Origin of the sequence: Thiolinea disciformis DSM 14473 (assembly GCF_000371925.1) — a bacterium.
In the GTDB taxonomy this organism is placed as follows: Bacteria; Pseudomonadota; Gammaproteobacteria; order Thiotrichales; family Thiotrichaceae; genus Thiolinea; species Thiolinea disciformis.
In genome coordinates this window covers 1-11,820 of record NZ_AQVE01000020.1, presented here as the reverse complement: position 1 = coordinate 11,820, position 11,820 = coordinate 1, and the positions used below count along the sequence as shown (strand labels likewise).

The 11,820-nt window shown below is 42.0% G+C and carries 15 protein-coding genes; 4 read left to right on the top strand and 11 right to left on the bottom strand.

Features of this window, described 5'->3' with window-relative positions; translation table 11 throughout:
* Nucleotides 1–4 precede the first annotated feature (4 nt).
* Nucleotides 5–1,066 carry an alkene reductase gene (locus A3IE_RS0114105; protein WP_020396268.1) on the bottom strand — a complete coding sequence of 354 codons (1,062 nt, stop codon included), beginning with the start codon at nucleotides 1,064–1,066 and terminating at the stop codon, nucleotides 5–7.
* A gap of 174 nt (nucleotides 1,067–1,240) precedes the next feature.
* On the opposite strand from A3IE_RS0114105, the gene lhgO reads away from it, so the two are divergent.
* Complete coding sequence (gene lhgO / locus A3IE_RS0114100) at nucleotides 1,241–2,449, top strand: L-2-hydroxyglutarate oxidase (RefSeq protein WP_020396267.1); 1,209 nt, start codon at nucleotides 1,241–1,243, stop codon at nucleotides 2,447–2,449.
* Here lhgO and A3IE_RS0114095 read toward each other — a convergent pair.
* The 3 genes from A3IE_RS0114095 to A3IE_RS0114085 are packed head-to-tail and all read right to left on the bottom strand — an operon-like array spanning nucleotide 2,446 to nucleotide 4,975.
* Nucleotides 2,446–3,369, bottom strand: a complete 924-nt coding sequence (locus tag A3IE_RS0114095) for an alpha/beta hydrolase (protein ID WP_211206838.1) — start codon at nucleotides 3,367–3,369, stop codon at nucleotides 2,446–2,448. The genes lhgO and A3IE_RS0114095 overlap by 4 nt on opposite strands.
* A gap of 11 nt (nucleotides 3,370–3,380) precedes the next feature.
* Nucleotides 3,381–3,938, bottom strand: a complete 558-nt coding sequence (locus A3IE_RS0114090) for a YqiA/YcfP family alpha/beta fold hydrolase (RefSeq protein ID WP_020396265.1) — start codon at nucleotides 3,936–3,938, stop codon at nucleotides 3,381–3,383.
* The gene (locus A3IE_RS0114085; protein WP_020396264.1) at nucleotides 3,929–4,975 is read right to left on the bottom strand and encodes an NADP(H)-dependent aldo-keto reductase; all 1,047 of its coding nucleotides are present in this window, start codon (nucleotides 4,973–4,975) and stop codon (nucleotides 3,929–3,931) included. The genes A3IE_RS0114090 and A3IE_RS0114085 overlap by 10 nt, the downstream gene beginning before the upstream one ends.
* A gap of 128 nt (nucleotides 4,976–5,103) precedes the next feature.
* On the opposite strand from A3IE_RS0114085, the gene A3IE_RS0114080 reads away from it, so the two are divergent.
* Nucleotides 5,104–5,871, top strand: a complete 768-nt coding sequence (locus A3IE_RS0114080) for an inositol monophosphatase family protein (protein ID WP_020396263.1) — start codon at nucleotides 5,104–5,106, stop codon at nucleotides 5,869–5,871.
* Nucleotides 5,872–5,894: 23 nt separating this feature from the next.
* Nucleotides 5,895–6,899, top strand: coding sequence for an adenosine deaminase (locus A3IE_RS0114075; RefSeq protein ID WP_020396262.1), 1,005 nt, complete (start codon nucleotides 5,895–5,897; stop codon nucleotides 6,897–6,899).
* Between the two features lie 22 nt (nucleotides 6,900–6,921).
* On the opposite strand, the gene A3IE_RS22895 is transcribed toward A3IE_RS0114075, so the two are convergent.
* A complete protein-coding gene (locus tag A3IE_RS22895) occupies nucleotides 6,922–7,062 on the bottom strand; it encodes a hypothetical protein (RefSeq protein WP_020396261.1) in 141 nt (46 codons plus the stop codon).
* A gap of 222 nt (nucleotides 7,063–7,284) precedes the next feature.
* Nucleotides 7,285–7,692: an Imm32 family immunity protein gene (locus tag A3IE_RS0114065; RefSeq protein WP_020396260.1), complete on the bottom strand. Its 408-nt coding sequence runs from the start codon at nucleotides 7,690–7,692 to the stop codon at nucleotides 7,285–7,287.
* A gap of 566 nt (nucleotides 7,693–8,258) precedes the next feature.
* Here A3IE_RS0114065 and A3IE_RS0114060 point away from each other — a divergent pair.
* Nucleotides 8,259–8,582: a hypothetical protein gene (locus A3IE_RS0114060; protein ID WP_157832879.1), complete on the top strand. Its 324-nt coding sequence runs from the start codon at nucleotides 8,259–8,261 to the stop codon at nucleotides 8,580–8,582.
* A gap of 39 nt (nucleotides 8,583–8,621) precedes the next feature.
* Here the strand turns inward: A3IE_RS0114060 and A3IE_RS0114055 are convergent, their stop codons facing one another.
* The 5 genes from A3IE_RS0114055 to A3IE_RS0114040 form a co-directional block, all read right to left on the bottom strand.
* Entirely contained in the window at nucleotides 8,622–8,966 is a 345-nt protein-coding gene (locus tag A3IE_RS0114055) for a hypothetical protein (RefSeq protein ID WP_020396258.1), read from the bottom strand.
* 159 nt (nucleotides 8,967–9,125) lie between these two features.
* Nucleotides 9,126–9,512 (bottom strand): hypothetical protein, encoded by a 387-nt coding sequence (locus tag A3IE_RS21680; protein WP_020396257.1) that lies wholly within the window; start codon nucleotides 9,510–9,512, stop codon nucleotides 9,126–9,128.
* A 54-nt stretch (nucleotides 9,513–9,566) separates the two neighbouring features.
* On the bottom strand, nucleotides 9,567–9,764 hold the full coding sequence (locus A3IE_RS23090; protein WP_211206837.1) for a hypothetical protein: 198 nt from the start codon (nucleotides 9,762–9,764) through the stop codon (nucleotides 9,567–9,569).
* Nucleotides 9,765–10,023: 259 nt separating this feature from the next.
* Nucleotides 10,024–11,106, bottom strand: a complete 1,083-nt coding sequence (locus A3IE_RS0114045) for a hypothetical protein (protein ID WP_020396256.1) — start codon at nucleotides 11,104–11,106, stop codon at nucleotides 10,024–10,026.
* A 435-nt stretch (nucleotides 11,107–11,541) separates the two neighbouring features.
* The coding region (locus A3IE_RS0114040; RefSeq protein ID WP_020396255.1) for an IS1 family transposase at nucleotides 11,542–11,820 on the bottom strand (279 nt) is incomplete at its 5' end.

Here is an 11,820-nt window from a genome sequence, read left to right as displayed (position 1 = left end):
TCCACTAGCTTTGTGGCAAACTCGGATAGTCAGTATAACCTTCTGCCCCTTGGGTATAAAAGGTCGCTGGGTCAGGCGTATTCATTGCGGCATTGAGCCGAATACGTTGTACAAAATCAGGATTGGCTAAGAAACCGGTACCAAAAGCCACGGCATCCAATTGATTGTCTTGAATGGCTTGCTCTGCTTCCGTAGCGCTATAGCCCATATTCCCAATCAAACTACCTTGATAATGGGCACGGAACACAGTCATTACATCGCCGTGTTGCACTCCAAAGAAATCCGCACGCATAACATGCACATAGGCTAGGTTAAACTGGTTCAAGCGTTCTGCTAAGAATTGTGCCAACGCCAAGGGTTGACTGTCGATCATGCTGTTATAGCTATTCAACAAAGACAAACGCAGACCGACACGATCACTGCCAATAGCCGCTGATACCGCCTCCAACACTTCAAACAATAAACGCGCACGGTTTTCCATTGAGCCGCCATAATTGCCGCTACGCTGATTCGAACCGTCACGCAAGAACTGGTCAATTAAATAACCATTTGCACCATGCACTTCCACTCCATCAAAACCTGCCTCACGTGCATTACGTGCAGCTTGCGCAAAAGCAGCCACAATCGCTGGAATTTCTTCATCCCTTAAAGCGCGTGGTACGACATAGTCGGCCTTACCTTTTGGTGTATGGGTTTGGCCTTCGATGGCAATGGCGCTCGCCGAAACGGGCTGCTCACCATTATTCATATCCGGATGTGCTGCGCGACCGGCGTGCCAAATCTGCATAAAAATCTTACCACCTTTGGTGTGTACTGCATCCGTCGTGGCTTTCCATGCAGCGATTTGCTCGGGTGCATAAATCCCAGGTTCGGCAATAAAGGCTGAAGTATTCGGCAAAATCATGGTGCACTCCGTGATGATTAGACCCGCCGTGGCTCGCTGCCCATAGTATTCAGCCATCAATTTATTGGGTAAATGCCCGACCGCACGCGAACGGGTCAAAGGCGCCATAATGGCACGGTTTTGTAGCGTTAGAGCGCCCAGCTTTACGGGTTCAAGCAACATTTTTGATTGTCCTTCGGTGGTTCGAGAATGTTGCGCAGCATAGAGGAGTGCTAAGGATGGAGGCAAATCAGACGAATTTTAGTGGGGCAATTGAGCTTTTAAATCAGCTAAAACCGTGAGCTCACCCCCAAATGAGGTTAAACTAAATATCACTTTTCTGGGGGCAAGATTTTTATGACTTACGACTATCTCATTATCGGTGGAGGCATTGTTGGCCTTTCTACAGCATGGCAATTACAGCAGCGCTTACCGCACAAAAATATTGTATTAATCGAAAAAGAAACCGAACTAGCGCAACATCAAACAGGCCATAATAGTGGTGTTATTCATGCAGGGATTTACTACCCGCCTACTAGTTTAAAAGCCAAATTCTGTCGCGAAGGCTCTGCAGCTACCATCCAGTTTTGCCGCGAGCATCAAATACCCTTTAATCAATGCGGCAAGTTGTTAGTAGCTACGAATGAAGTCGAATATCAACGCATGGAATCCCTCTTTCAACGCGCTCAAACAAATGGCCTAGCAGTCGAATGGTTAAATGAGCGTGAGTTAAAAATACAAGAGCCAAATATTACTGGGATTGGTGCCATTCTAGTTGCTAGCACAGGCATCGTAAGTTATCGCGAAATTTCCAAAAAAATAGCGCAGCAATTTATAGCATTAGGCGGAAAAATTCTGCTGGGAACCCAGCTCGTCAGTCTAAGTGAGAAAATTGATTCTGTAGAAGCCAAACTTGTTAGAAACCAACATATCGAAACCTTACAAGCTAATTTTATTGTGAGTTGTGCTGGTCTGCAGGCTGATCGTATTACTCGTATGATGAATTTAGAAACAGAGTTCCAAATTATCCCCTTTCGGGGGGAGTATTATCGACTGGCTGCTAAGCATAATCAGATCGTCAAGCATTTAATCTACCCAATTCCTGATCCTGACTTGCCATTTTTGGGTGTGCATTTAACGCGTATGATAGATGGTTCAGTCACAGTAGGCCCTAATGCGGTCCAAGGCTGGAAACGTGAAGGCTATGGCCATTGGAATTTCAGTCTAGCCGATACACTTGAAATGTTGGATTTTAGTGGTTTCTGGAAAGTACTAAAAAAGCATTGGAAAACTGGCTTACATGAAACCTACAATTCGTGGTTCAAATCAGGTTATATCAAAGAAGTACAAAAATACTGCCCACCAATTCAAGTGAGTGACTTATTACCCTATCCTGCAGGTATTCGTGCGCAAGCGGTTTTAAAAGATGGTACGCTAGTACATGACTTTCTATTTGCAGAAAGCACTCATAGCCTTCATGTGTGTAATGCGCCTTCACCGGCGGCAACTTCAGCCTTACCGATTGGGCAGTATATTGTGGAAAAAGTTTTGGCGAAAACCACTTAATGGTGTAGCTGTTTATCGAACCATTCTACCACTTGTTGAGCCAGTAAATTCGTATTATCCCAAGGCAACATATGACCTTCGTTCGCAATGACAAGTAATTCGAAGGGATGCTTTAATTGTGGCAAGATTCGCTTAGAATAGCTAAGTGGCAAAACCTCATCACGCTCACCGTGAATAATAGCCGCTTTAAAGGGGTAAGCATGTTCTAACACCCCAGCTCGATGCGTAAATACGCTCGACAAGGTACTGATGGGATAATCATAAACAAGGCGCTGATCATTTTTAATAGCCTCAGCGGCTGGATGATTACCAATCAATAACTCTATATTAATCAAATGAGCTAAAGGGACTCGTAAAGCAGGAACAAATAAAGAAGAGCTCCACAACCAATTCCATCCCATTTGATGCATAAAATCAGGTGGCACTTCAGTCAATAATAAAGTACCACATAATAAAGCTTTTACACGCGTATCGCGCTCAGCAAACGCCAAACCTAGCATCGCACCAATCGAATAACCAAATACGCCCAGTTCTCCTGAAAAACGCTCACGCAATTTAGTCACTACGGCAATTAAGTCGTTAACGGTTTCTTCGACTGAATAATCACCTCTTAGACCTTGCGAATAGCCATGCCCACGGTAATCAAATCCCACTACATTAAAGCCTTGCTCAGAAATTTTACTGAGTAATTCGGCATAAAGCTCACTATAAGTCGCTAAACCAGGTAGAAAGATAATAATAGGTGCTGTTTCGCTATGAACATATAATTCGCAATGAACCTTGCCCTGCTCCACTGTCAATATTTCACGCTTGGCCAGATACGCGGTGATACCTAATTGCTGGCGTAATAATTCGCGTTGTTGTTCGGTTTCTGGAACTTTATCCGAGCCGAAGGGCCAGCCAAATAGACCTAACATCATTTATCAGCCTTTTAGAATTTATCGATTAAGTCTAAAACATTTCGAAAACGAGTGAAACCGTGATCGCCACCCCGAAATATCAATTGATGGCAATCACGATAATAGGCAACAGCATCTCGCCAGTTCAAAACCTCATCACCTGTTTCCTGCATGAGCAATATATTTTCAGGACAAAGGGGAGCTATTAAATCCAAAGCATTCAATTCATCCAAATGCGCCTGCGTGAAATCGTAATAACTTTCGCCATGCCAACTTTTTTGCCGTCCCAAGGCTGGTCGCAACACTAAAGCCGGATGTACCGCCGGATTAATCAGTACGGCTTTAATATTAAAGCGTGCTACTAAAATCGTGGCATAAAATCCGCCTAACGAGCTACCAATCAACTTGGGTTTTTCAGGCAAGGACTGAATCAAGGTCTCTAATACCTGAACGGCTTGCGCAGGGCGATGCGGCAAATCAGGACACAGCCACTCATTGCCGCGCCTGCGTGCTTCTAGCCAACGCTTGGTTTCTTGCGCTTTGGCGGATAGGGACGAGGAATTAAAACCATGGATATAGATTAAGGACACGGATTCGGATGCTCCTCGTGAATGGCTTCAATGCCTTTTAATACTTCTTCTGAGAGCGAAAGATCAGCGCTCGCAATATTGCTTCGCAACTGCTCCATCGTGGTAGCACCAATAATATTAGCCGTCAAAAACGGACGTGAATTGACATAAGCCAGCGCCATTTGTGCGGGGTCAAGGCCGTGTTGCTGCGCTAAATCAACGTACTTCTGCGTCACGCGATAAGCGCGTTCGCTTAAATAGCGCGTGAAGTATTTAGCCCAAATCGTCAAGCGTCCTTTTTCCGGATTCTGCCCATTCAAATACTTACCGGATAACATCCCAAACGCTAAGGGCGAATACGCTAATAAGCCTACGTTCGAGCGATGGGCGAATTCGGCTAGACCAATTTCATAGCTACGATTTAATAAACTGTAAGGGTTTTGGATCGAAACGGGTGCAGTAAGCTGCTGGCTTTGTGCGAGACTTAAATACTGCGCCACACCCCATGGCGTTTCATTGGATAAACCAATATGACGCACCTTGCCTGCTTTCACCAGAGCATTCAGTGCGTGCAAGGTTTCCTCAATCGTTTCGTGATGATTATCTTTGGCATAACGATAGCCTAATTGCCCAAAATAATTGGTACTGCGGCTTGGCCAATGCACTTGGTAAAGATCAAGATAATCAGTATTCAGGCGCTTTAAGCTGGCATCGAGCGCTTGGGCGATGTGCTCAGCATTTAATTTGGGTCCACCCCGTACATGCCCAATCCAGTCTTTTGGCCCAGGCCCTGCCACTTTACTGGCCAGCACAAACTTATCTCGATGCTGGCGTGCCTTAATCCACGAACCAATATACTGCTCAGTGAGGCTATAGGTTTTGGCATTCACCGGCACAGGATACATTTCAGCAGTATCGATAAAATTAACACCTTGGCTCAAGGCATAATCTAATTGCTCATGAGCTTCGGCTTCGGTGTTTTGCTCACCAAAAGTCATGGTGCCTAGGCAAATCACACTCACCTTAAGATCGGTATTGCCTAGCGGGCGATAGTCCATCATGTTGCTCCTTTGAGGTAATGGTTTGGATTATACGGCATGGTAAAATAACACGCGAAATCCTTGACACTGCAAGGGTTTCCTGTTGAATTGAGCAACTTGTTTAATCAAAACTAGAAAACGAAACCATGAGTCCATTTCTTGAAACGGCGCTGGAAGCGGCTAGCGCAGTGCAACCACTCATTCTGCAATATTATAAAGGTGAGTTTGCAGTTGAGTTAAAACCCGATCAATCGCCCGTGACGGTGGCAGATGTCGAAACTGAAAAGCGCATTAAGGATATTATTTTAAAGCGTTTTCCTGACCATGGTTTTTTCGGTGAAGAAACCGGCAAAGTGAATCCAGATGCCGAGTATAATTGGTTGATTGATCCGATTGATGGCACTAAAAGTTTTGTGCGCCGCTATCCGATGTTTTCCACCCAAATCGCGCTCATGAAGGGTGATGAGTTGATCTTGGGTGTCTCGAATGCTCCTGTTTATGGCGATTTAGCCTACGCAGAAAAAGGCAAAGGCGCATTTTTGAATGGCCATCCAATTCGCGTTAGTTCGGAAACAAATTTGCGCAAAAGTGCCATGTCGTTAGGTAATGTCACCTCTTTAGCGGGCAAACCACAATGGGCTAACTTGGGCAAGATTATCACCGAAGTTCAGCGCCTACGCGGCTATGGTGATTTCCTGCATTATCATTTCTTGGCCTCAGGCAAATTCGAGCTAGTGCTGGAATCGGATGTGAATATTTTAGACATTGCCGCCCTGTCAGTCATTGTCAAAGAAGCGGGCGGTGTCTTCACCGATTTATACGGCAATGCTCCCAATTTGAATACGACAACCGTTTTAGCGGCGTGCAATAATGCATTGCATCAGAGCGTTTTGCAGCGCATCGCTTATACCTAATCCCTAAACCGCGAGTAAGAGCTATGAACGACTTCCACCGTTTTTTAACTGACTTACCCAAAGCCGAATTACATTTGCACCTTGAGGGAAGCTTAGAGCCAGAATTAATGTTCAAGCTTGCGCAACGTAATCACATTACTTTGCCATTTGATTCGGTGGAAGCGATTCGTGCCGCGTATCAATTCAGTAATTTGCAGGACTTCCTCGATATTTATTATCAAGGCGCAAATGTATTGCAAACCGAGCAGGATTTTTATGATTTAACGTGGGCCTATTTGGAACGCTGTGCGGCACAAAATGTAAAACACGTCGAGCCATTTTTTGACCCACAAACCCATACCGATCGCGGCATTAGCTTCGATACGGTCGTTAATGGTATTTCACGCGCTCTTGCCGATGGCCAAACGAAACTTGGTATTTCCAGTTATTTGATTATGTGCTTCCTGCGTCATTTGCCAGAGGCCGCTGCTTTTGACACCCTACAACAAGCCTTGCCATACAAAGATAAAATTATTGCAGTGGGTTTGGATAGCTCCGAAAAGGGTCATCCCCCGCATGATTTTCAAGGCGTGTTTGAGGCCGCCATCCAACAAGGTTTTTTAACCGTGGCTCATGCAGGCGAAGAAGGGCCACCGGAATACATTAAAGAAGCCTTGGATTTATTACAGGTGAAGCGTATTGATCATGGCGTGCGTTGTGTGGAAGATCCCGCCTTAGTCGAACGTTTAATTCAAATCCAAACGCCCCTCACCGTTTGCCCACTGTCAAATATTAAACTTTGTGTATTCAAAGACATGCGTGACCACAATATTTTACATCTGTTGGACAAGGGGGTGAAAGTAACTATTAATTCTGACGACCCTGCCTACTTTGGCGGTTATATGACCGAAAATTTTATCGCGGTAGCAGATGCCTTGCACATGAGCAAAGCGCAGGCCATAGAATTAGCGCAAAATAGCTTTGAGGCGAGTTTCTTGCCACCAAGCGAAAAGAAGACTTGGGTAGCCAAACTAAAGGCCATGCACTAAAGAGCACGGACTGATAATTAATTTATACCTTAGCCTGAATGCTTTTCTCTAATTCAATTTCAGAAAAATCATTCGCAAAAAATGTTTTCCAAGCCTCTTTTTGATTTGGCTTGCAGGGTAGTTTTTTAGCAGTTAATTTATTTTCTTCTGAAATTTTTCTCATGAAAAACAACCTAGTTTTCCCTTAGGAGCCCAGATTACTTCCCATATAATCTACCGATGCCTCGTATTTGAAATTGGAGTTTCTGGCTAGTAATGATTTGGTATATTAGCCCCCCTTCGAAATTCATTTTTTAAGCAATTTTATGAGATAAATTTTTCCAATACTGGGCAAAAGCGCTATACAGGGCAAACTTTAGCAGAAGAATGAAATAGCTCAATTTTTTCACAGGATGGCTACTATAAGCTCATAATGCTTTTTAATATCATCGTTTATACAATCCCCTTCTAAATGAAAATGCGTATGTCTACCTCTATTTGAATTAGCAAGATTAATACAGTTATAACCTAAACTGCGAAAAAATTCCTTAGATGCTATAAAGGTTATTTCTTCACTACTTGATTTAATCTTTAAATTTGCGTCAACCAATGCCTCATCTATTTCTACTAAACAGTTCGCATAAGATTGAGGGTAAGGACTATCTGGAATAGCCATTGCAAGCCTATTCAGATCAGACTCTAAATTAAGGAGAAAATGACCAAAGCATTTGAGGCTATCTTCTCCTCCCTCAATAGCTAGTTCTATATAGCTTGGTTGGTTATCTGTAAATATAGCCAAATCCTTTAAAAACATACAATAATCATCCATAGTATGAATAGCAGAGTATATCATAGGAGAATATAAGCTAGTTAGAGCTGATTCTGGAACTATTTACTCATTTATCTGTGTTTGTAAATTCAAATGTGGATTGCCTTGTCGAATTACATGCAATACTCAACTTACTCAAGGCAAGATACTAGCCTGTTGCTATAATCTATCCCACCTGACTGTCTCCTAACTTTTGAGTTAATTATTTAAAGGAGATAACTTCATTTAAATAACTATTGTAGTGTAACCCCGATTCCGCATCATAGGCAGTAGCATAGAAATAGGTGGCTTGTAATGCGTGGCCTGAATTAAATAAAAACTTAGGGCTCCTTTGATATAAATTCCAACCTGTGAAACACTAAAATTCGACATGCCGTTGGGTTTATCTCTTTACTTAAGCTATTCTAATCATGTGGTGTGAACAGGGTGACGCCTTACTTTATAGGGTTAACTTTGAAGGAGGTGCTAGAACAGTGAATGCTGACATCAATCAATTAGTACGTGGAAGAACCTTCATTTTTTGGGAGTGTCGACCAAACTTAAGTCAACTGGTGCTACGATCGCCAAAATCGAATCCATTAGAGGAAACGATTGATCTGTTATTTGTAGATGTACAGTTTTTGCAAATACCGATGTCGTTTGTCCTTGGTCAGCTAAGACGAGCCAGTGCTGAGGAAAGGGAGCGGATTAAAAAACTCATTCCCCATTTTAATGAAAGGGACGTCACGGGATTTTATGCCTTTGTGTGTGGTGAGGTAAGCCATTACATCGCTGCGTGGTGGTTTGGTATTCATACGCATGCCGAGGATTACCATCATGAGATCGCCTTTAATCTACAAATTTTACCGTGTCGATGGGTCGACGTCGATCAATGAGCTGTTAGCCGAGCAGGAAAAGCAGTAGTATCCGCGCCATCATTGCTCATGCTCATGCCGTGGAACGAATAGCTCTGCTTCAGCAGGTATCGGACCGCTCTGGCACACTTCTGAAAGAAGGGTCAAAGCGTCGCCATAAAGTTGAAAGTAAATATCCTCGATTTCGTTCTGGTCATTGAAAGTGATCGACATTTTTAGATCATCATTGACGTAGCTTTCAATACCACAATAGCTTTCCAAAAAGCTAAGCCTCAGTGACTGAATCAGATAATCTTTAATGGCTTCAGAAAGTCTGATGGGGCTTTCACACTCCCAACCATCTTCCCCTAAGACCTTATTGACCCCAACAGGAACAATGAAAGCTGCTTCATATCTTCCCTTCATCACGTTACTCCTACACCTGTACTGGCGTGTTAGCTAAGCCAGCTTGTATTAGCTTCTTAGAATTTATTGGTTTTCAACTGTGCGCTGTACGCCACTGCTGGCTTTACTATGACGATACACTATTTAGGAGCTAGATCGGGCATTCTCAGCCAATGAGCATTAGGGAATTATATTAAATCTGATTTGGGTACCATTCGGCAGGTCTTTCATTTGGTGTGCTAGGCTCGCCCTAAAACGCATTCCTGTTACAGCATCACCCAAATATAAGTTATCCAATATAAACTCACCACCGAGTACAAATGGAATTTTCGGTAGTAGACGTTTACCTGCAAGCAATGAACCATGTTGCTCTTGCCAGTGATGCGCGAACACATAGCCTGTGAGCATCTCATAATCACTGAGGATTGCTTTCGCCCATCCTTCCAGGTCATGCGCTAACCATTCGAATGCACCTGTTTCAGGATCAAAGGTATAAATCTGGCTATCTCTAAGGCAGAACTGCCCACCAAAAACATCTTCAGCAAAAAAAAGGCATTCATTGGCCATGCCTTCATAGGCATCTCGCCACAGAGCGCTTCCGTTCCAATCAGCCAGTCCTCTTTATTGCTGGCTCGAATGCGAGGGAAACACATGGAGTGCGCTTTCAAACGCATAAAATCCATTTCGATCTTGTAATAGGCTTAATAAGCTATCCGCCAATGACCCTGCCGACCGATACAGATAATCAGTCAGCGCGGGTGATTGATCGTTTAAAGACGAACTCGCCCTCGACAGTAATCGTTCTAAACTAGTTGGCATTGTTAATCCATCAGATTTATGCGAGCGCTCAACTGATCCATGCGTTCAAATAGCATCAGTAGACGTAGTTAAGCTGCTCCAAGCTTGCTCGGGTGGGTATGGGCAAGCATGATGTATGCCTCTAGCATAGCTCATTTTTAGGAGACTAAGTAGTTACGAAATTTAAAGATTAAACTAAAACACTACTTTCTAAAACCTTTCAGAAAAGTAGTGATATAGGTGTCTAATAAGATTTTTATTTAACTTTATAGCGAATCAACTAGGGCAAAGGATTTATTATACCTTTGCTTTGCAAAGTATCATAATTTTTAGTACTTATTAATTCATAATTTCCATCACCATCACTATCTAAAGATATGGTCAAATTAGTATCTTTAAAAGTTAGCAGTGCATTACTCTTAAATCCACCCTGTATCTTATACACCGCAAAAGCTGGTGGAGTCCAAGCATCATTATCTCTACGGGCCTCTATTGTACTTACTACATAGCATCCTAGATGGCTAAAACATATCTTTCCTTCTACTTTATCCGGCCAATCTGTTTGGAACTTACTCACTTGTCTTAATATTTTATAATAAGTTTGCGTATTCCTTGTTAAATCCCAAGTAAGCTCTTGCACATCAATATATATACCAGCATTTAAATCACTACTCATTTTAAACTTACCAGATACTTTGTACTGACCTGTATTATTTACTAATAACAGCTCACTATAATTTTTCTCATAAGTTATGGTGAAGCCAGTGCCTAATCTAGTTGAATAAGATGCTGACCTCAGCTTTTCTACTATCCCTGTAGCCGTATAGCCTTCAGTAGCACAGTTGTTATAGTTAGCCTTTTCACGGCTTTCATTAGAAAAATCATTTTTTTGATAGTAAACAGCATCCTCATGAAAAGCTCCAGTAGAATTACAACTTAAATCTTTACTAGAAGATCGGGCCAATTCAACGCCAGAAGCATTATTTAGTGATGATGAATTAACATTTAAAACCTCGTATTCATTAGCTGGCCTAATGCTTTTAACAGTTTTACCATTCACAGTGGTGCTAACAAAATTTTCACTTTCGTAAGCAATACTTTTACTATCTGTTTTAGGTAAATTACCCAAAAAACCACCATTAAACATTAGACCAATTGTTCTATCTAGATTATTTTTATCCAATAGTGGGGCACTTTCAATGCCATTGTAGTTTAATTTTAATACATCAACATTAAAGGTTGGTTTTAATTGTGATAAAATTTCTGAGCTAATAGATTTAGATGGAGATGAGTTATCATTACAGCCAATCATCAAAGATACTAGTAAAGTGACAAAACTGGCTTTACCTAAAAATCCTCTCATAAATAGAACTCCTTATATCCTAGACATGTCAAGTGATATATTTTTATTGATCGCAACTAATAAAAATTATTAATCCCAGTAACAATAAAAGATCAAAAAACCCGCTCGCAAATGAGATAATAAATTTTTTCACGAAATATTTCACTAGCTTTTATTGATCTATGTAGTAAAAAGTAGATAAAAGACAGAATCAAACATATTAGTACTATAATAGACCTAATTGGGAAAGTAGTGATGTAGTTATCATACGGTTGGCAAAAGCAGCGATCAATTTTGCCTTAAGTCAAAACCCCATAAACTTGATCTGTGGACAGTGCCACTACTTCTTCTTTGAAAGTCTGTGTATATTAGACCTCTTTCATAAATCAAAAATGTTGCCCCGTTGATCCTAGTAGAGAGGTGATTAGGGGTCATTAGCGTTTAACCTGAAGGGGGTCATGATTTAAAGGAGTTGAAGAAGCGTCTTTCGATACAGGTTCCAATGACTTTGTCATGAATCTCGATAGACTTAGAAAAACAGATCGTCTTGCGTGCTAGACGTTTAATCCAAATCCTCAAATTCAGGTTTTGCCGTTCAATGCTTTGTGTGTAGCGCTTAGTGATTAAATGCTTATCTTCAGGCAATAAACGCTCATAAGCGCCCCAATCATCCGTGCAATACAATGCCAGTTTGAAAGGTGTCAACCGTTCCAAGAGTTGCTTCAAGGTGCTATC